The 20,881-nt window shown below is 44.9% G+C and carries 19 protein-coding genes; 6 read left to right on the top strand and 13 right to left on the bottom strand.

The features are described 5' to 3' along the window. Positions 1-19: 19 nt before the first annotated feature. The 10 genes from KO533_RS05215 to sirA form a co-directional block, all read right to left on the bottom strand. Positions 20-2,134, bottom strand: coding sequence for a M13 family metallopeptidase (locus tag KO533_RS05215; RefSeq protein WP_219253162.1), 2,115 nt, complete (start codon positions 2,132-2,134; stop codon positions 20-22). 235 nt (positions 2,135-2,369) lie between these two features. Then, complete coding sequence (locus KO533_RS05210; protein ID WP_173496241.1) at positions 2,370-3,653, bottom strand: winged helix-turn-helix domain-containing protein; 1,284 nt, start codon at positions 3,651-3,653, stop codon at positions 2,370-2,372. A 221-nt stretch (positions 3,654-3,874) separates the two neighbouring features. Then, on the bottom strand, positions 3,875-4,747 hold the full coding sequence (locus tag KO533_RS05205) for an ABC transporter permease subunit (RefSeq protein ID WP_219253160.1): 873 nt from the start codon (positions 4,745-4,747) through the stop codon (positions 3,875-3,877). Continuing rightward, the gene (locus tag KO533_RS05200) at positions 4,744-5,784 is read right to left on the bottom strand and encodes an ABC transporter ATP-binding protein (RefSeq protein WP_219253158.1); all 1,041 of its coding nucleotides are present in this window, start codon (positions 5,782-5,784) and stop codon (positions 4,744-4,746) included. The genes KO533_RS05205 and KO533_RS05200 overlap by 4 nt, the downstream gene beginning before the upstream one ends. After that, entirely contained in the window at positions 5,781-7,070 is a 1,290-nt protein-coding gene (gene nosD / locus KO533_RS05195; RefSeq protein WP_219253325.1) for a nitrous oxide reductase family maturation protein NosD, read from the bottom strand. Before nosD ends, KO533_RS05200 begins: the two co-directional genes overlap by 4 nt. Positions 7,071-7,080: 10 nt before the next feature. Next, entirely contained in the window at positions 7,081-7,572 is a 492-nt protein-coding gene (locus tag KO533_RS05190; protein WP_219253156.1) for a nitrous oxide reductase accessory protein NosL, read from the bottom strand. An 89-nt stretch (positions 7,573-7,661) separates the two neighbouring features. Continuing rightward, positions 7,662-8,342 carry a nitrite reductase gene (locus KO533_RS05185; protein WP_251073358.1) on the bottom strand — a complete coding sequence of 227 codons (681 nt, stop codon included), beginning with the start codon at positions 8,340-8,342 and terminating at the stop codon, positions 7,662-7,664. A gap of 34 nt (positions 8,343-8,376) precedes the next feature. Continuing rightward, on the bottom strand, positions 8,377-9,159 hold the full coding sequence (locus KO533_RS05180) for an FKBP-type peptidyl-prolyl cis-trans isomerase (RefSeq protein ID WP_105250349.1): 783 nt from the start codon (positions 9,157-9,159) through the stop codon (positions 8,377-8,379). Positions 9,160-9,244: 85 nt separating this feature from the next. Continuing rightward, the gene (locus KO533_RS05175; protein WP_028761786.1) at positions 9,245-9,685 is read right to left on the bottom strand and encodes a rhodanese-like domain-containing protein; all 441 of its coding nucleotides are present in this window, start codon (positions 9,683-9,685) and stop codon (positions 9,245-9,247) included. A 62-nt stretch (positions 9,686-9,747) separates the two neighbouring features. Then, a complete protein-coding gene (sirA, locus tag KO533_RS05170) occupies positions 9,748-11,811 on the bottom strand; it encodes a dissimilatory sulfite reductase SirA (RefSeq protein ID WP_105250351.1) in 2,064 nt (687 codons plus the stop codon). Positions 11,812-12,360: 549 nt separating this feature from the next. Between sirA and KO533_RS05165 the strand changes: the two genes are divergently transcribed. The 4 genes from KO533_RS05165 to KO533_RS05150 all read left to right on the top strand — a co-directional run bounded on the left by KO533_RS05165 (position 12,361) and on the right by KO533_RS05150 (position 16,249). Further along, the gene (locus KO533_RS05165; RefSeq protein ID WP_219253153.1) at positions 12,361-14,475 is read left to right on the top strand and encodes a heme lyase CcmF/NrfE family subunit; all 2,115 of its coding nucleotides are present in this window, start codon (positions 12,361-12,363) and stop codon (positions 14,473-14,475) included. Then, entirely contained in the window at positions 14,475-14,894 is a 420-nt protein-coding gene (locus tag KO533_RS05160; RefSeq protein ID WP_219234778.1) for a cytochrome c-type biogenesis protein, read from the top strand. Before KO533_RS05165 ends, KO533_RS05160 begins: the two co-directional genes overlap by 1 nt. Positions 14,895-14,911: 17 nt before the next feature. After that, a complete protein-coding gene (locus tag KO533_RS05155; RefSeq protein ID WP_105250354.1) occupies positions 14,912-15,496 on the top strand; it encodes a TlpA disulfide reductase family protein in 585 nt (194 codons plus the stop codon). Positions 15,497-15,670: 174 nt separating this feature from the next. Then, on the top strand, positions 15,671-16,249 hold the full coding sequence (locus KO533_RS05150; RefSeq protein ID WP_105250355.1) for a nucleoside triphosphate pyrophosphohydrolase family protein: 579 nt from the start codon (positions 15,671-15,673) through the stop codon (positions 16,247-16,249). A 73-nt stretch (positions 16,250-16,322) separates the two neighbouring features. Here KO533_RS05150 and KO533_RS05145 read toward each other — a convergent pair whose 3' ends face one another. Further along, positions 16,323-16,541: a helix-turn-helix transcriptional regulator gene (locus KO533_RS05145; RefSeq protein ID WP_063883682.1), complete on the bottom strand. Its 219-nt coding sequence runs from the start codon at positions 16,539-16,541 to the stop codon at positions 16,323-16,325. A 2-nt stretch (positions 16,542-16,543) separates the two neighbouring features. Next, the gene (locus KO533_RS05140) at positions 16,544-17,062 is read right to left on the bottom strand and encodes a DUF2975 domain-containing protein (RefSeq protein ID WP_063883683.1); all 519 of its coding nucleotides are present in this window, start codon (positions 17,060-17,062) and stop codon (positions 16,544-16,546) included. A 158-nt stretch (positions 17,063-17,220) separates the two neighbouring features. Here KO533_RS05140 and KO533_RS05135 point away from each other — a divergent pair, with 158 nt between their 5' ends. Together KO533_RS05135 and KO533_RS05130 are read left to right on the top strand one after the other, a co-directional pair. Then, positions 17,221-19,281 carry a prolyl oligopeptidase family serine peptidase gene (locus tag KO533_RS05135; protein ID WP_219253151.1) on the top strand — a complete coding sequence of 687 codons (2,061 nt, stop codon included), beginning with the start codon at positions 17,221-17,223 and terminating at the stop codon, positions 19,279-19,281. A gap of 129 nt (positions 19,282-19,410) precedes the next feature. Beyond that, positions 19,411-19,698, top strand: a complete 288-nt coding sequence (locus KO533_RS05130; RefSeq protein WP_219253149.1) for a helix-hairpin-helix domain-containing protein — start codon at positions 19,411-19,413, stop codon at positions 19,696-19,698. A gap of 11 nt (positions 19,699-19,709) precedes the next feature. On the opposite strand, the gene KO533_RS05125 is transcribed toward KO533_RS05130, so the two are convergent. Beyond that, positions 19,710-20,792 carry an AI-2E family transporter gene (locus KO533_RS05125; RefSeq protein ID WP_113939224.1) on the bottom strand — a complete coding sequence of 361 codons (1,083 nt, stop codon included), beginning with the start codon at positions 20,790-20,792 and terminating at the stop codon, positions 19,710-19,712. Positions 20,793-20,881 lie beyond the last annotated feature (89 nt).

Genomic DNA, 20,881 nt, shown 5'->3' with positions numbered 1-20,881 from the left:
TCAAATCAACCCAGTAAACTTACCAGATCTTAACGCGATCTTCTGGAGCCAAATACAGCTTGTCGCTAGGCTTAACATCGAATGCAGTATACCAAGCATCTAAGTTACGCACGGTCAGCGCGCGATACATGCCGGGGGCATGTCCATCGGTTGCCACCCGAGCACGCAGGGCTTCGTCACGCATCTTAGTGGCCCAGGTTTGCGCAAAGCCGATAAAGAAGCGTTGATCACCCGTAAAGCCTCCAATCACTGGGGCATCTTTGCCTTTAAGCGAGGCGTGGTAAGCATCATAAGCGGCGGCTAAACCTGCTACGTCGGCAATGTTTTCACCTAAGGTCAACTTGCCATTCACGTGTAAATCAGGGAAAGGCGCATAAGCATCAAACTGCTGCACTAACGCATCGCCTTGCTTATCAAATTGAGCAAAGTCAGCGGGCGTCCACCAGTTACGCATAGCACCAGTCGAGTCAAAGGCCGCACCATTGTTATCAAAACTATGGCTGATTTCATGGCCAATCACAGCGCCAATCGCGCCATAGTTGTAAGCGGCATCGGCCTTAGCATCGAAGAATGGCGGTTGCAAAATACCCGCAGGGAAGTTAAGCGCATTTTGCACCGGTAAGTTCACCGCATTCACCACTTGCGGCGTCATCCACCACTCGCCTTTATCCATTGGTTTACCAATCTTGGCTAACTGGTGGCTGTACTCTACTTTTTCGCCATTGATGGCATTGGCGTAGGCATTGGTCGCAGTCACTGCATAGCTGTCGTAATTGCGCCATTTATCGGGATAACCCACGCCCACCGCCATAGTTGCCACTTTTGCAAGGGCTTCTTTCTTGGTTGAAGGGTCCATCCAATCGAGTTTTTCCACTCGCTGACCGAAGGCGGCCACTATGTTATCCACCATAGCGCTGACTTCTGCTTTGGCCGAAGCGGGGAAATATTGCTCGGCATAGGCATGGCCTACGGCATCACCTAAATATTGGTCGAGTGCCGCTAAGGCACGTTTATCGCGACTGCGCTGCTCTGGCGTGCCAGAAAGCTTAGTGCCATTAAAGGCAAACGAAGCGTTGTCGATAGCCGATGGCAACACATCAGCATGGCTGTTGATATGGTGGAACACGAGCCAATCTTTCCATGCTTCTAAAGGCTCAGAGGCCACAAGCGCAGAAAGTCCCGTAATCGCCGTTGCATGGTAGGCCGCAAATTTAGGCTGATTGCCCAGTTGCGCCGCCGCTAGAAAGGCAGTCCAATCGATGCCCGGTGCTTTGGCATCAAAGTCAGCACGGCTCCATACACCCGAAGACTGAGTAAAATCTTCGCTTGCTTCACGGCTGGCGTGGGCTGCGGCAATCTTGTTTTCAAGGGCAAAAATACGATCGGCACGGACAGCGGCATCGCTCACACCCGCATCTTTGAGCAAGGTTTCAATGTAAGCGCGGTAAGCGGTGCGAATGTCGACCATTTTAGGATCGGCAGACAGGTAATATTCACGCTCAGGTAAGCCTAAACCGCCCTGTAAAAAGTAAGGTAAGACTTCGCCAGGCGTGGCTAAACCTTGGGTGACGAAGATCCCAAATAGGTTTTCGGTATAAAAGTCAGTCGCGTTGAGAGGGTCGACATCGGCGCGCAGATTTCCGCCTAACGCCGCAGATAAATCCTGCTTGCTCGCAATGGCCTCATAACGGGCAATATCCGCCTCGGCAGGCTTCATTCCTGCGGCATCAATAGCGGCGGTATCTGTGTAAGCCTTGTAGAAATCGGCGATACGCGCTTCGTCGCTCCCCACCGCATGTTGCGCTTTCACCAGATCGGCAATCAAACTGGTTTTATGCTTTTCGGTTGCTTCAAAGGCAACGAGGAAAGCGCCAGTGCTGGAGCGATCTGCTGGGATCATCGTTGTTTTCATCCATTCGCCATTGGCGTAGGTATAAAAATCATCCCCTGGTTTTACCGTTGGCGTCATAGCCGCGACATTAATGCCAATCGGCATTTGAGCCGCAATGTCTTGACTTTTTGGTGCATTTTCGCTGGTTTTTACGGTGTTTTCTGTGGTGTTATCACTGCAAGCAGTGAGCCCAGCCAATACTGAAGTTGACAGTAACAGCACGGGAATAAGACGGTCCGACATGAATGACTCCTCTCTTTTTTATTATTGTATTTATAGTGTGATTGCTAAGTTTGGCAGTGTAACTGGCACTGAATGAAGAAGTAAAACAAAGCCAATTTTTATGATAGAAAGTTAATGCAAACAATTTGAGCCAGACGCTTAAACACGCAGCTTAGCATCATCACGACCGCGCTCAACTGCAGGCACAAAAAAGCCGACGCTATGTCGGCTTAATCAAGTTTGGCTAACGACTACTTTATAATTTGATCTGAGTGTACTGAGTCCACGCAAGCACTTGTCCCATCTGAGGAATGATCCATACTGCCGTGTGCTCATTTTGATAAACACGATAATAAAATAAATCTTCATCACGGATATCATGCTTACGAATTTCACGGTAGAACTGCATAGCAGAATGGCTGACTTCATCCGGTTTTGTCAGTTCTTTTTGTAACACTTTAACGTGAAAAACATCGACTTTAAGGTCATCAATTGTGGTCTGGTACTGCTCAAACTCACCGCGGATAGTGTATTTAATCGGCGTCGTTAAACAATCTTGATCTGTAATACAGGAGGTTGAATAAAACTTACCCTTATTTTGCCCTTCATAGACCAGAGACATACTGAGATCGTTACGAACTAAGAGTTCGCCCGCGACGGGAAAATAAATATCCGCATGGTAATTATGCTCAAGTAACTCACCCATTCCTTTATCATCCGCAGGGAGGACAATACGGTTATAGCGAATGCGCTGCTCCATTATTTGGCTCAGCGGAATAAACTCCGCCATATTTAATCCTGCGGGTTTTGCATCTATCGCCGTGATATTGATGATGCCGTGACCACTGCAGGCATCGGCGTCCAGCTCAGGGCAAATCGCCATCGAATAATTTTTGCCATCTGTTGAGGTAAATGCACTGAAGTAATTAAGGTTATTGATGTGATTTCCCTCTGGCGCTAAATGTTTTTGCCACCATGAAGGATGTAAACGATCCTCATCACCAATATAGAAGGTTCGCGCCGTCCCCAGCGTGCCACCAATATTGAGGCTGATATATTTATCGGCATGCCATTTAGCCACCTGTTTAACCACCGCATGATGGTCGCTCACATACCAAACGATTGCCAAGATAGCGCACAAGAGGGCAATACCAGCAACTTTAGTCCAAACCGACACCCCCACTAAGGCATCACGAATTGCATTCGCATCATTGATCGCCAGCATCTTTACATGGGATTGTTCAGAGATATGCAATTGATAACCGCGGCGTGCCACGGTTTTAAGCTGCACTTCGGTATAGGGTTCGAGCTTTTTACGTAAGGTACTGATGCATTGTGTTAAAGAGGTAGGAGCAACCACCCTTTCAGGCCAGCCGACCTGCAGCAATTCTTCCTTAGTAAAAATGGCATTCGTGGATGATAACAGCAGCACTAATAAGGCCGTTTCGGAAAAAGTCAGGCTGATGGTTGTCCCATTCACATGATCGACTAATTCCTTAGCCTGTTCATCTAACATTAAATAAGATGTGATTTTATGCATGTTAAACGCCTGAAAGATCAGCCAATACTGATAAAGTTTGATTACACTAACAACATGCAATCATCATGTGACATTGTTTCTTTCCAAGAAAACGATGATATGCAATCACCAAGTCAAGATGGTTAATTTTACCTTTTAACAACATATAAGAGTGTGACTCTATACTCAGTTTAGTCATTGTTTAATAAGTACAAAGTTAGACTAATACAGAGGTCGCTAAACTAGATTTCTTGGTATTTAAAGATCCAAGAACAACACAAAAGTAATGCACCAATCCAGCCACCCAGCAAACCATACATTAAGGGTAAGCCAAGCCCAGTTTGAGCAAGCAGAGTGAGACTACTTTTAGCCGCGAGTGTATCCGAGGGAGTCGCGAGTAAATTTAAAGCACGGAACAGATCAGTGGGGTTCAACAAAATCAGTAGATTGAATACAGTACGATTAAACATCTCACTCATTCCAACCACTGCACTGAGTAAAATCAGATCATAAACCAGCACAAGCACAAACCATAAAATGAGTAATATCCCCAGTGCCTTAGCTTTTTCTCGCACACACAAGCTAACCCAATAACCCAAGAGCACGAACACTAATGACAGTAAAATACTGCTCATAATCAAATGGGTAAACCCGATCGCTATGGATAGCTGGGCCTGAGTATCGCCCAGTGATATCAGTATTAATCCTGTTAAACCAAAGCCCAAAATGCAGGCAATGGTCATCACACAGGCATGGCCTAAAAACTTGCCGCACACCAGATGCCAACGTGCTAATGGATAGGTCAGCAGTAACAACAGAGTGCCGGATTCTTTTTCACCAACAAAGCTGTCATAACTCAACAAAATCGCACCTAAAGGGAGCATAAATACCGATAAAGTGACTAACCCAGAAAGGATTTGGGCAGGCTCAAATACCACTAAGTTGCCGGACACTGCGCTGCCCATAAAACTCACACACAGAGATAGCAGCAACAAGATTCCCGCCATCATCCATAACCAACGATTACGTAAATTATCCTTAAACTCTTTGGCGGCTATGGTGCTCACTATGCTCAGAGCACTTAAACGATGGTGCAAAACCTCGGAACGGTTCATAGGACTGATTCCAAATTAATCGCCTGATTTATATCTGTTCTGTTAATAGTCTTTGTGGGCATTTTTGACGACTGAAGGGGGCAAAGACTTTCCATGTAATGATGAAACACACTCTGCAAACTAGGAGGTTCAATAGAAAAATCCCCCGCGGGCACTTTTTGTAATAAGTGATTTAACACGGCTGACTTTTGCTCCTGTGGCACGACGAGCATGAGTCCCTGCCCCGCATTTGTCTTAACACATACCGCTAAAATAGGATCCGCTAACAATGCTTGCCTTTGAGTATTAGATAGAAAATGCAACAAGATATGATTTGGCAACTGAGTCGCCGCCCTCAGGGAGGTTAAGCTTCCCGAAGCCAACATTCGCCCTCGACCTAAGATCAAAGCGCGATCCATCTGATCTTGTACTAATCCCAACTCATGGGTACTGATAATAATGGCGCAGCCCTGCGCCCTGAGCTGAGCAATTTTTTGATACAGGAAGGCCGATGCCAAGGGATCTAAGCCAACTGTCGGTTCATCGAGTAACAGTACCTTAGGCTCAGCCAATATCGCCTGCGCCAATCCAAGACGTTGCCGCATCCCCTTAGAAAAAGTACTCAAGCGCTTATCTTTAGCGGCCTCTAAACCAAATTCAGCAAGTAATTCATGTACTTTAGGCAAGGCAACGCCCTTAAGCTTAGCGAAATATCGCAGTAGCTCATTGGCGGTCATATTGTCATAAAAACTCACATTTTCAGGTAAATAGCCTAAGGACAAACTCTGCCGCACTTGTTGGGAGCTCACACTATGACCTTGAACTTGGAGCAGACCACTTGTGGGGGTAAGTAATCCCAAAATAAGCTTGAGTAACGTAGATTTACCCGCACCATTATGCCCAAGGAGTGCGATCACTTGACCCGCTAACACCTCAAAACTCACATCATCCAGTGCCTTAAACTTGCCATAGCATTTACTGATATTTGTCGCTTTAACAACCACATCAGCATTCACTACAGGCTTATTTGCTGAGCAGGTCATAGTTTGATGATTCATCGCGAACCTCCATCAATCAGTACGTGCGCGCCACTTTGCATTAGGGGAAAACTATCACTTATACCGCTCGTCACTTGTGGCTTAAATTGGCGTTCCACCCAGCGCAGTAACAACACAACGGGGCTTTCCATCAACAGTTTGGCTTCAGGATAAAGCCAAAACAGTTTATCTAAACTGTCATTCGGCCTATGGGTAATATCCCCGAATCCATCGCCATTCAGATCCCAGCCTTGATATTCCGACCAGTAATTCCCCTGCCCCTGATAACTCCATTCAAGTTGAGTTTCTCCGACATATTTGACTTGGGTTTGATTGGCCATAATACGATTATGCCAAAGGCGATTTTCCTCTCCGCCCATGGCCATACTGATCCCGGTATCGCTGTGGCTAAACTCGTTATCTTGAATACGGTTATGTTGAGCGGCGTAAATAAAAATACCTTTCCCTTCATTGCCAAGCTCCACAGTGCCCTTAGGGTTATGGATTTGACTCGCAACATTGGCTTGCACATGGGATGCCTCCGTAATGTTGAGCAAAATGCCAAAGTCCCGCGCCTGAGTCACACGGTTGTGGTGCAGGTAAATATGGGTTGAATTCATTAGGGCATAACCGCCATCGACGGCAATCGCTTGGTTTTGCCACGCTTCGTCGGCTTGGGTATACATATAGTGAATACCATATTGCAGCTTAGTGAATTGATTTTCATAAATGCGGCTGTGGGTAACGGACTCTAAATACACACCATCACGGACAAAAATCAGCTGATTTCGGTCAATTTGTGGCGAATTAACATGCTTAAGATAAATGCCATCACCCCGATCAAGCACATGAATGGCGCCGTTGCCACTAATACTGTTGTCCGAGATGGTGGGCGAGTTTAGCTGTTCGCCATAAATACCAAAACCCTCACCCACCAAGCGGTTTCCCTTAATCAGCACATTATCCGCCCCTTTTTTGAGTAAAATGGCGGCATCACGGTAATACAGATCCCGTCCCCAGTGGCGGATATTGAGCCCCTCAATACTCACCTGCGGCGCCTCAATGACCAACGCACTGCCTTGGCGCAGTGCATCTAATGTCGCGCCTATTTCCCCCTTTAGCGAAATGGATTGCGTCACCTTAAAGGAGCCTTCATACACCCCAGTGGCTAGCACTAAGGTGTCACCTGCTTGAGCTTTGTTAAGAGCAAGGGTGAGTGAATCTGTATCTGTTACCCGAATGAGTGCTGCCCAAGTACCGAAAGAGGCAAAGCACAGCAGCCAGATAAGGACGAGATGCAGCTTCATCATCACAACCTTATTTATCACCCGCGAGCAGTTCTAGGGTGATGTCATCAAATCTCAGCACTCGGCCACCGTATTCCTTAGCAAAGGCTTCGGCGGCAGCTTTGGTACTAAAAGGGGCAACGGCAGGTCCCATCACAGCTTTCTTAGTCGTACCGTAAACATAGAAGGCATTTTGAGCATCAATAAAGGCGCCATCGTCAGGCTGATCCCAATCGGTCGTGCCCGCGTCATGCACCATCATGTAATCAATTTGTCTTTTATTTTCAGGCTGTAATGCAAAGTTAAACATATCGCGGCTAGAACAAAACTTAGGTACCGTTTTCTCAGCCTTGAGATGCACTTGCCCTTTAGGTCCGGGATATTTAGTGATCACCATGCCGCATAAATGGCAACGGTCATGCTCGTGGATCATCTCGGCTTTATGAACATGGTCTGTGGCCTCGCTTTTATTACAGCCAAATAGCAAGGGCACTAACAGCAACAATGCATAGTATTTCTTCATCCTATTTATCCTTTTATTAAAAATATCAACGCCTCGCCAGATTCCTTGCAGGGACAGATCTTTACGGCGAGGGTTGATAGAAACGGGTTTCATCTTTCATTCATTTTGCTTTGTGCTTTTGCAATCGCATTATCGATTGCTTCACGGTTGATACTGTCGCCATTGTGTTTGAGCAGGAGCTGCCAATGGTCAATGGCCTCTTGGTTACGAGCATGCAAGTAAGCATCTCCCGCGAGTAACATATGGGTTTGAGGCTCAAAGGGAGAGAGTGCTAATGCTTTGGCAATCACCTCTTGGGTTTCAGGTGTCATTTGCCGAAGCTCGCGGTAATAAAGCGCGTTAGCTTTTGCCCCTAACACTTCGGCATCTTCTCCCCCTATTTCGAGTAATTTATCCAAGGTCAGCACCGCATCTGAGTACAAACCTCCCGCATTGTAAGCCAGAGCTAATGACATAAGTGCCAAGGTGTTTTGCGGCTCACTCTGAGCCCAACGACTGGCTTTGGTGATCTCGGCCGCGACTAAATAATCAATATTTTCATCAATCCGACCTTGATCCCAATCCCTAAAACGGCCTGTTTGACTGTAGATAGCAAGGGTCAGCAGCACTAGGACGATTCCCATCGCAAAGGGCACCTTGCTCGACATGTTTGGCAACTGTGCGATTCCCATGACTAGGTTTAGACGCATGTGCTGCCAGTAAATGTAAGCAATAAACAACAGTAAACTGATGCCAATGCCTAGTCCTAAGCTCACCATTCCAGTCTCCATTTCACTCTCCAAACAACTCGTTTTAGGAGCCTGATTAACCGTGTGCAGGCATCATCTTTTTATTTTTCATCTCTTTCATTTCGCTGGGTTTCTCAATATTTTTCAGTTCAATTTCAAAGATAAGTGCTGACTCAGGAGGAATAATACCTACGGCTTCAGTGCCATAGGCAAGGCTTGCTGGTACCACAAAACGGTATTTAGACCCCACAGGCATCAACTTTAATCCCTCTTCCCAAGCGGGGATCACCGACATTAATGCAAACCGAGTGGGCTCTTTACGCCCAACCGTATTTTCAAACTCAGTCCCATCGATAAGAGTGCCAACATATTCCACTGTGACCACATCTTCTGGATTGGGTTTATGACCTTTACCTTGGGTTAAGACTTCGTATTGAAGACCAGAGGCGGTAACTTTAACGCCAGACTTTTTTTGATTTTCAGCAAGATATGCTGCACTTGCCTTTTTAGTTTCTGCCATTTGTTTTTCAGCAACGACAGTTCTTGCGGCATTGAGTTGTTCTGCTCTTTGGTTCAGGTAGGTCAGCACTTCTTCGTCGGTTAATTGCTGTTTATCTTTAAGCGCATCCACAAAACCTTGCACGACTAAGTCGACATTCACCTCTGAACCCAATTCAACTTGGTTGTAGACTTGACCAGAAATGTAATTACCAATGGAAGCGCCAATGCTGTAAGAGGTTTTATCTGCATCGGTTTTCAGACTTGTGCCGGCAAAACTGGCTACCGAAACAAATAATGCGGCGCAGGTCGCCACTGTGATGCTTTTGGGGATAAAAGAAGTTGGCATACGTGTTTTCATTTTATGTTCTCTACAATGTTAACCCTGTGGGTTTCGCCTTTTGGCCCTGCAAACCAAACCGATAAAACATCGGTTCTGTGTGTTACTAAGGTTTTTCTGTTACTCGACCTGACATACGCCAGCCATAAATACCATCGGCCATATGACGCACACCTGTGTAACCTAGCTTCATGGTTTCTCTCGCCGCCATATTGCTGCTAGTGCAAAGGCGGTTAGCGCAGTAAAACACCATGACTGCATCTTTATTCTTTGGAAGTAACTCTCTCCAATTCTGAACATTGAAAAAAACTGCTCCGGGGATAAAACCTTCTGCCCATATCTCCAGTGTATTTACGTCGAAAAAATAAACGCCTTGCTTGCCGACTAAGGTTTCCGCTTCCATCATCGAAATGGGATTTAATTGGATTTCGTTATAGGGCACTTCAGACATTTCTGAGCCACCACCGGCGATGACTGGCATCGCAGTCACGCCTAAGGCCAACACCATCAATATTCGGCTTACACTTTGACGAAGCATGTTATGCATAATTAGGCTCTCATATTCCCCGACACCCAAAGGTGTCGGGGATGACTAGGACTCAAGTTAAACTATATTTTCTTCGCACTCAGCGCATTACCATCAATAATGGCTTGGGCTTGGGTCACATAGGTCAAGGCGGCATCTAAGCGTTTTTGTGAGTAACGCGCACCATGAACCCCCCATGAACCATCGGCTTTAATCAGCTTGAGGACATCTTGAGCTTTATCGGTCAACAACAGCACTTGTGTCTTATCTTCTACCGATAACTTCGCCATATTGGGCGACTTATCGATGCTAATAAGGGCTTTTTCTACTTTGGCATAGGTTTCTTTCACTGGTTTTTGCCACTTCTGAACTTTGCCGTAGATTTGCTGTTGATCTTTAAAGTGCAGACCCTCACCCAACTTAGATTGGAATTGGCTATGGCAGCCTTTGTTATCCACTACATCGTGATCAGAAGCGGAAGTACGAGCACAGGTCCACATGAGATCGAGGTAGTTATGGCCATTTTCGTCCTTCGCCACAGTCCAGCCCTTAGTGGATGAGTCGCGAGACTTACCTTCAGGTGGGTTAAGCGTCTTACGCAATGGATCGACATCGATTTTCCACATGTGCGACTTACGAACGTTGTCGAAACCGGCCATATCAGGGAACTGGATCGCGGTGAAGTTTTCACAACTACCCATGTTTGGCATGTGACAGCTTTGACAAGTTTGTTTACTGTGGGTCTTGGTATTACTAGCAATTTCAGCCTGTGCCGTATGGCAATCGGTACATTCTTTGATGAGTTTTGGTTTAGTAATACCGGATTTCCAATCACCATCAGTCACTTCGTGTGGATCATGACAGGTAGAACAACGCATACCCTTATCGTAGTGAGATGAGGCAAACATTTGCGAACCTTCTGTACCACAAGATGGGCACGAAGATTTCATCTTCACGTTAAAGGCATATTCCAGTTTTTCTTTACCCTGTGGGGTTTGCGCAAGCTCTTCTACGAAGTTAAAACGCTGGTGACAACGCTCACAGTTAGAAGGCATACCACCACCGATACCGCCGTCTAAATGACCACCTGCGCCATGACACTCTTCACAGGTAATACCGAGTGACACTGTATGTTTTTGTAGCTCTTTAGGATTACCAAGGGCTGCAAAAAACTCATCTTTAGTTTTAAAATCAAACTTAAAGGTGTGGCACATTTCGCAATAGGAACTCGCAGGTTGGAATAAGAATTCCTTCTCGTATTTAGCACCATAGGAGCTCATACCCCACTGGTGTGAACCACTCGCGCCAAAATCTTCCATTTTAGTTGGAAATTCAGGAATAACTTTCTGAATTTTCTTCGCCATTTCAGGGGTTAACCATTCAGCCCAACCACGGGAGAATTGATTACCACCGGCGACCATAGTGCCAGTACCATCTTTGAGTAAACCGTCTTTCACATGGAAAGTACCGCGTACTAAGTAGCTATCGATAAAGCCGTATTTGGTTCTTGGTGTTCCCACCGTCGCATAAATTGCATCAGGGGTAATGCCGTCTGGCAGGATAGAAGTATCCTTAGTGCCATACATGGTTTTGTTTAAATCGTTATCGACTTCGGGATGACTCCCCGGGAAACGTAAGGTTTTTGAATGGCGTGAACGTTTCCACTTTTCATATTGTGGACCGTGGCACTCACCACATTTTTCAGGACCAACAAACTTATTTGGGAAATCCAAAATCGACTTGGCACCGAGTCGATATTGCAATGCCATAGGGCGATTGCCCTCTTGATGTTGGCTATATTTTTGGCTATCACCACCGTGTAAGTATTCTTCACCACGGTCACTGACCTTATAGGTTCCTTTTAAACGACCTTGCTCGGCATATTTAAATACCGGATGATTTTCAAAAAGAAAATCAAACAACTCTTTTTCCTGAACAATATAATCCTGCAGTGTTCTTACACCACGGGATTCTAGTGTTAGATCGGGATTAGCCATAATTCCCTGAGCTTCCGCACTCTGTTGTTTATTACCATAGCCAGGCTTTACCTCGCCCGGTTTAGCATCGGATGCTATTCCGGCCACACTGACGATAGTACCTAAACAAAACAGCACGCTGAGTGCTATTTTGGATTTCCATCGTTTCATCATTCACTCCTAATTATCATTAGTTTTATATTTTCCACTGAACCTAATTGCTCACTGAACGACATAAACAATTGACCAGTTACAGCATGGTGGAGGCAAAAAACCATTAAAAATCAGAGCTAGAGCACACTAAATTTGCGCTGATAAATCAAGATGAATAAAATCAACAAAAACAAATAAAATACAATAGCTTACAAAATTAATGTCATTTGTTTTTTAGAAATTAAAAAGCACATTTCAGTTATAAAAAAAACTAAAAATTCATTTTACTTTTCAAAAAACATCAAGCGTAAAAAGGAATAATTTAATAACGGATAAGATCACATTATTAAATACAAAACTCGACTAATCTTAAAATCAACAGTGATTAAAGCTTGTGATTAAACTGACTTTTACTACGAAGAACTTATATGTACATTTAAAATCACAAGAAAATAACTCAAGTTTCTGAGCTAATTTAATAAAAATCAGCATGTGAAAATCACACTGGTAAAATAGCCAACTGTAAACACTATATTACCGCGACCACATTATTCTAAGGCATAATAAATGACAACTATGCTTCCAGAAATTGGACATATATTACTGATCATCAGTAGCGTATTGGCATTATTTTCTGCAACACTGACCTTAATCGGTGTTAAGCAGAATAATGCCTATCTGGTGGGATTAAGCCCGACACTCTTTAGAGCCATATTTACCTCAGTTTTCGTTTCACTTCTTTGCTTAATTTATTGCTTTATTACTGATGATTTTTCTGTTGCTTATGTCGCAAACCACTCGAATAGCCAATTAGCCTTGGGTTATAAAGTGGCCGCCGTTTGGGGCAGCCACGAAGGGTCAATGCTGTTTTGGATATTTGCGATTACCCTTTGGGGCGCGATCATCAGTTATCGCATAAAGATGGCGGATTGCACTCAGGATAAGGCCAGCGATAAATACCAAGACGCCCTGTATTTTGCGAGGCTGTTGGCCATTTTGGCATTAGTGATCCTTGGTTTTAACTTATTTTTACTCTTTACCTCTAATCCCTTTGCCCGCTTATTACCTAACATTCCGATTGAAGGGCGAGATCTTAACCCCATTTTGCAAGACATAGGGCTCATACTGCATCCGCCCATGCTCTTTCTTGGTTATGTTGGCCTCACTGTTTGCTTTGCTGCAGCGTTAGCATCACTGCTCGGTGGTGGTTTTAATACTCGTCAAATTAACTATTTACGACCTTGGGTATTATTAGCGTGGGTGTTTCTAACGGGTGGCAATGCCTTTGGATCTTGGTGGGCCTATAACGAACTGGGTTGGGGTGGTTGGTGGTTTTGGGATCCTGTCGAAAATGCCTCCTTTATTCCTTGGCTTGTGGCAACAGCATTAGTCCATTCCCTCATTCTCACTCAACGTACTCATGGCTTTAAACTCACGACTTTACTGCTGTGCTTATTGGCATTCTCACTCAGTTTACTCGGTAGCTTTTTGGTGCGCTCCGGCATAGTGCAATCGGTACATGCCTTTGCCGCCGATCCGACCCGTGGCATGTCAATCCTCTGCTTATTAGTGATTTTTGTTGGGGCTGCGTTACTCATTTTTGCACTCAAAGCCCACCATTTAAAACAGGATGTGGCTTTCGCGCTTTTCAGTAAGGAAACGCTGTTACTGCTCGGGATCGTTATCTTAGTCGTAGCAGCCTTTTCCGTATTACTCGGTACATTTTACCCTTTGATCTATGAGCTACTCGATTTAGGTACACTTTCAGTGGGTGCCCCTTATTTCAACGCTATATTTGTCCCCCTCACTTTCTTGCTTGTCCTGTTAATGGGCATTGCGCCCTTAGTGCAATGGCAAATAGTGCAATGGCAAATAGCGCAATGGCAAAATGCCTCAAAGACTCGTATTACTTCCCTGCTCATTCCTAGCCTAGTGATATTAGCCGTCGCTGGCTGGGTAAGCTTACAGGCCGCCTCGGGCAGTAGCTTATTTTTACTCCTTGGCACTGCCGCAGCACTTTGGTTGCTAGTGTGTTTATTGCTCACGATATTGGCAGCCTCGGGATTAGGTAGACGAATATATGCCCGGCAATTAACCCAAAACCGCAATGAGCACGACTTAAATCCTCCAGTTAAGTCATCAAAACAAGGGTTTATAGCCATGCTATTCGCCCACTTTGGGGTGGCTATCACTATTATTGGTGCAACATCCGTCTCCTTTTTTGAACAGGAAGCCCTCCTCAGAATGGGCCCTGGCCAAGGTAAACCGTTGGCGGGTTATATCTTAGTGTATGAAAGCACTGAGAATGTTGAAACAAACAGCTTTACCGCCATTCAGGCCAATATCAGTATCCGCGATGGTGCGAATGGTGAACGGGTTTTAAGCTATATCACACCACAACGGCAAACCTTTAAAAGCAATGGGATGGAAATGTCCCACGCGGGTATCGATCATGGATTCTGGCGGGATATTTATGTGTCTATGGGGCTGCAATTAAGTGACAGCGAATACCTTATCCGCATCAGCTATAAACCCCTTGCGAGTTGGATCTGGCTTGGTGCGCTATTAATGATGCTAGGTGGGGCGATTGCCGCTTGGCCTACTCGCCATTTTAGCTACCAAGCTGATTTAACAACCTTAGGTAACCTATCCCATCACGAACCACAGGAGACACTTGCCTAATGAATCCAATATTGCGCTTTTTAGTCTTACTGCTCCCTATCACCTTATGTGGGATAGATATCCCATGCTTATCCGTAGCGCAAGCTCAGCCCATATCAAGCCTTTCCTACCAACAACAGGCAATAGATATCAGTAAAGTGCTGCGTTGCCCTATGGCGACGAATCAAAGCCTATTTGAATCACAGGCGCCAATCGCCCACGAGCTCAAAGCACAAATATTCTCGATGCTGGAACAGGGGCAAAGCCAAGATGAGATTATCGATTTTATGGTGCAACGCTATGGTCAAAAAATCCGTTATCAACCTGAATTTAAAGCCTCCACCTTCGCACTTTGGTTTGGGCCACTGCTGTTATTAGTGCTTGGTGTTGGGTTGTGTCTCGCATTGGTAACCCGTAGAAAAACACAAACGACTATTTAAAAGTAAAGGATAACCAGATGAAATTACACTATTTTCCCTTTGTTCTACTCGTGTGTTTGGGTCTGTTTTCTAATAGCAGCTCAGCCCACTCACTAGACAATAAACTCTACAGTACAGGAGAGCCCCTCCCTAAGCCCCTTGTGATGACTGGTTTTATAGAAATGCAGCACGCACGCGGCGTACCAGAAGTTCCCTTTATTGATGAATCAGGACAAACCCAAACCCTAAAACAGCACCAAGGAAAATTGGTTTTAGTCAATCTTTGGGCAACCTGGTGTGCACCCTGTTTAAGGGAAATTCCAGAACTCCAAAAGCTTAAGCAGCAGTATCAAGGGAAGAATATCGCCATCATTCCAATCTCTATCGATGAAGAATCTAAAGATGTACGCCCTTTTCTTAACCAACATGGCTTTAGCGGCTATGCCACTTGGCTTGACCCGGAGCAAAACATAGAACAAATCATTCCCGCGAATGTCGTACCCGCCAGTTATATTTTTGATGCTAAAGGTAATCTTGTCGGTTTTGTGCGGGGATATCTCGATTGGGCTGATAAAGACGTTGGCCCTTATCTTGATCAACTGATTGCAAAATACGGCCAATAATCACCAAGTAACACAGACTCACAATATATTTCTCCATTCGGTCATCCGCCAAAATTTACCGAAACCCGCTGCCGTCTATTTGGCTGCGGGTATTTTTATCTCTACCCCATCTTTGTATTCTGCGACGCATTTCTTTAAAATTGCCGCCAAACTCTTTATTTCAAGGCAAATCAGATGAAACTCACCCGCTTAACTCAACCTATTTATGACCACTTATATCGTGATATCAGTGAGTTTCGTAGCACCTTCGACTTGCCCGTTAATGATGTTGATTCTTTAGATGACAAGGCCGATACCTTACATACTTCACTGATTATTGAGGAGTTAACTGAACTTGCAGAAGCCGATAGCCGTATCGAACAGGCCGATGCCATAGTCGATTCTGTATATGTGTTAATGGGGCGTTTGGTGCATTTAGGCGCACAGGCCATGACCGACAGACTCGAAATCAGTTACCTGATTGACTTGTTGCTTTGCGTGGCTCAAAACCGTGAAATCGACTTTATTAGCTGCTGGGATGAAGTCCACTCGAGCAATATGAGTAAAGTGTGCCGTAACGAGCAAGAACTGGCCGAGACCATTGCCTTCTATGCCAAGCAAGGTGTTGAAATTGTCGGTAGTCAGCAAGGTGATTTCATCATAGCGAAATGCGCTAAAGATGTGGAAATGGCAGGTAAAGTGGTTCGCCAAGGCAAGGTACTAAAATCGGTTTACTATCGCCCAGCGGATCTGACAACACTGGTTAAAGCCTAACCACGGCAAGCCTAGGAAAGCACTTAACTAAGTGCGTCCTAGGATGCGTTGAACAAGGCTAAAACGGCAGAACTCAGTCCGATGTATCACTCTTACGATATTCTAAAATATCCCCAGGCTGGCACGACAGGTACTCACAAATACTCGCCAGTGTTTCAAAACGCACGCCTTTCACCTTGCCGCGTTTTAGCAGGGATAAATTCGCTTCGGTAATGCCAACCGCTTTGGCAAGCTCCTTAGAACTCACCTTCCGTATCGCCATCATGACGTCTAAATTAACGATAATGTCCAAAATTACACAAACTCTTTGTTTTCTGCCTCAAAATCTCGGGCAGCTTTAAGCAAATAAACAATCAGCAACATCAATAAAATCGTGGTGATATTGCCAAAATCGAGCGCCAAGTCGATACGGGTATCCTCAAAAAGCGACTTGTGATAGTAACCTACGCCTAAGGTTTGCAGTATCTCTATCACTAAGGCGGCAACCTTAAGCCAAACCAACCACAGATAACAATGCATACTTTCGTCGCTAAAAAACAAGCCGTCTTGATAGTAGGCTAATAATTTTTGCAGCCAATAAACACCCAGTAAAAACGTGATAAACAATGGACTTAACATTAACAGCAACAGGGTTTGACTCGCATCAGGCGATACCCATAGCGCTTGGAACAATCCATTATTCGATCCAAAACGTATCTCATCATGGACTAAGTAGCTATAACCCAGATACACCACCACAATCGTAGCGGCCAACAAAATCACCCACCGGAAAAATGCACTGATTTTTATTAACTTTTCTATGTTTTTATTCATCACTCAATCCTAAATTTAATCCAATCCCAGTGCTCTTTAACCTTGGCTAGTATACTCGCTCGGTAAAATATATTGCAAAGAAATATAATTTTATTGTTTTACGATAATTAATTTTCGTATTAACATGATGTCACTTCTAACAACTCAAGGTTACAACAATGCGATTATCCTCCTTCACAAGCCAGTTATGCAGTGCTGCTATTGCCGCTATGCTACTCGCAAGCTGTTCAGCCTCAACCACTGAGCAAAAAGCCAATACGGATAGGCTTAACAGCCAGCAAGCCCAAGTGCCGCTCATTCCCATCGAAGATTTTTTCAATGAGCAAAATATTCACCATTTAAAAATGTCCGCCGACGGTAAATGGTTAGCCTTCACAAAGGAATACCAAGGTGCGAGCAATATTTATGTAATGGCGGATAAAAGCGATCTTGCAAGTGCGACACTCTTAACGCAGTCCATTGAACCTATTAAAGAATTTGAATGGTCATCAAACAGTAACGAACTCTTTTTTATGAAAGATAAAGGGGGGAATGAAAACACCCAAATTTTTAAACTCAGCTTTGAAACTCCCCAAGGCAAAATAGCGCCAAAAGAGCAGCAACTCACGCACAATGACAAGGTGAAATACAGCGTCATGGAACAGCCTAAGGATAACCCTGAGCAGCTGGTTGTGATGGCGAACCACGATGAATCGAGTCGGATGGATATCTATTGGCTCAACACCCATGATGGCAAGCTAACGCCTATTTTTGAAAACCACTTAAACTTGGTGCAAATGAAGTTTAATAAACAAGGGCATCCCGTTATTGGCAGTAGCACTAATCTAGATAACAGCTATAGCCTCTACACACTCATTGATGGCACTTGGCGTAAAATAATCCACACAGCTAAGGGTGAAAGCATTGATATCTTAAAAGTAAACGATGCGAAAAAACTCGCCTATATCAGTGCCAACATCGGTGAGCGGGATAAACAACAACTGCTCAAAGTTGATCTTATGACGGGAAAATATGAAACCTTACATAAAGATCCTAACGATGAAGCGGATGTTTATCAGGTATTGTTTAACGATGCTGGTGAACCTTTAGCCATTTCCTATTACGGCGGTCGCTTAAGAACCTATCCACTTGATACTGAGTTTGCTAAGCACTGGGATGTGATCAATAGGCATTTTAATCAAGATGTTGAAATAACCATTACCGAACGTAACGAGAAAAATAATCTCTGGCAGATCAACGTCGCGAGCGATAGGGCATCGAGCTTAGATTACCAATACAATGCCATTAATGGTGATATCCACTTACTCGCAGATATTCCTCCAAGCATACAACCAGAACTGCTATCACCCAGACAATCCCTAGTCTATACCGCAAGGGATGGTGTAAAAATTCAGGCTTATTTGACATTACCAAAGGGAAACCAGCACAATTTACCCACCATCATTCTGCCCCATGGCGGCCCTTGGGCTCGGGACTACTGGGCGCTAGACTCTGGTTACTTCCATGCGATTGCTCAGTTCTATGCCAACCGTGGTTATGCCGTGTTACAGCCAAACTTTCGCGCATCGACAGGATTTGGCAAACACTTCCTCAACTTAGGCAATAACAATTGGGGCACTGGCAGTATGCAAGATGACCTGACTGATGGGGCAAATTACTTGGTCGAACAAGGGATTGCGGATAAAAATCGCTTGGGGATCTTTGGCGCATCTTACGGTGGTTATGCGGCTTTATCCGGCGCGACTTTTACCCCAGATCTTTACCAAGCCGTGATCGCCTATGTGGGGCCGTCAAGCTTAGTCACGCTAATGGCGTCTTTCCCCGATTACTGGCGCCCCTATTTAGGTCAATGGTTTGAATCAGTGGGAGACCCGTTAATTCCTGAACAAAAACAAGATATGGAGAACCGCTCCCCAATTAATTTTGTCGATAACATAAGAGCACCGCTGATGCTTATCCAAGGAGCGAATGATCCGCGAGTGACTCAAGTTGAATCAGATAATATTGCGAAAAAGATGTACCAAAAATCGTTACCCGTTGAATACTTACTCGCCAAAGATGAAGGTCATGGATTTATCAAACGTGCGAACAAGCTCGCCGCGATAATTGCGACTGAACGTTTCTTTGGTAAGTACTTAGGCGGAAAAGTGGATAATAATGTCAATCCAGCTTTGCTTGAACATCTTAATAGCTTAAATGTTGATATAGAAAAACTGTAACCTTAATAAAGCGTTAGAAGTGCAATACAGATTTTGCCAAGGAAGGTGAAATATCTTAACAGGCTAACGCGGTTAACTGTGGGCCAATAGGCTAATCTATCAAGTATGACTACACCCCAAGAGATAAAAATGAATCCAGCAAAAGTTGTGCGTGCCGAGGTTAAGCAATTGACTGATTTACCCAATATTGGCAAAGCCTGTGCGGCGGATTTACGTTTGCTCGGCATAGATAAGCCTGAGCAGCTGTTAGATAGAAACCCCTACGAGCTGTATCAAACGCTGTGCGACAAAACGGGCCAGAGACACGACCCCTGTATGCTCGATGTGTTTATCTCCATCACCCGTTTTATGGCAGGTGAAGAACCTAAACCTTGGTGGTTTTACACCGATGAGCGCAAAAATACCTTAGAGAAATGATGCTTTAGCGACTATCTATCTGCCTGTTTATCCAATGGTATCGTTTCGGGCTCTTCCCTTAACCACTCACGCCAAATGGCCACCAGCAGGGCCATCAATACTGGACCAACAAACAAACCGACAAAACCCATGGTTTTTACGCCGCCGATCAGACCGAAAAAAGTCGGTAAGAAAGGCAATTTAATCGGCCCACCGACAAGATTGGGCCGCAGGGTTTTATCAACAATAAACAACTCTATGCTGCCCCAAAGAAACAAACCGACACCCGCCGTCATATCGCCTGTGCCGACAAGATAGAGTGAAATCAAGGTAAACATGGTTGGCGCGCCGCCAGGAACCAAGGCCATAAAGGCGGTTAACACCCCAAAAGCCACGGCCGAAGGTACTCCCGCAATCCAATAGGCAATCCCCAGCACTATGCCCTCACCAATTGCGATAAGCGTCATACCTATCACGGTAGAACTGACTGTTGCTGGCACCACACGGGAAAAACTATGCCAGCGAGCAGGCAGCACTCGCTCACCCACGATATCCAACTGTTTAGCCACTTGCGGACCATCTTTATAGAGGAAAAACAAAGTGATCAGCATAAAAAGTAAGGTCAATAACAACCCTAAAGTATTCCAACCCAATTGCAGCACCCAACGGGAAATGCCACTCAAATTCTGGCCACTAATGGCACTGATAATTTGGCCTAATTCATGGGGTTCACCAATAAACTGCTGCCATTGCAGGGTTAACCATTCACCCATCCAAGGTAAATCTTTGATCCACAAGGGCACGGGCGAACCATGTTGGTTAGTAAACACCAACCAATCAACCCAAGTCCTAATCTCTTGTAACGCATAGGAAAATACAAACACCAGCGGGATAATCAGCCCGAGCACAATACAACATAGGGCAATGGTTGCCGCCAACGCCGAGCGACCACCGCATTTTGCCAATAGTTTTTGATAGAGAGGCCAACTTGAAAAACACACAATCAATGCAGCTAAGGCGGGCACTAAAAAATCGATAAAAAAGAATACGCCAGCACACAAGAGCAAAACCAACAAACTACGACCAATAGCGGCATTACTGAAAATCGGCGTCATAGTGCTAAAACCCCCCACAATAAAATTCAACGATAAAATGGAAAACACTCTGCATTACCAGACAAGGTTAACGCTTAACCAACTCGTTC

It is taken from the genome of Shewanella sp. NKUCC05_KAH, from assembly GCF_019345585.1.
GTDB classification, from domain to species: domain Bacteria; phylum Pseudomonadota; class Gammaproteobacteria; order Enterobacterales; family Shewanellaceae; genus Shewanella; species Shewanella oncorhynchi.
Note: the sequence above shows the minus strand (reverse complement) of the source record. Positions and strands in the feature narration are given on the sequence as shown.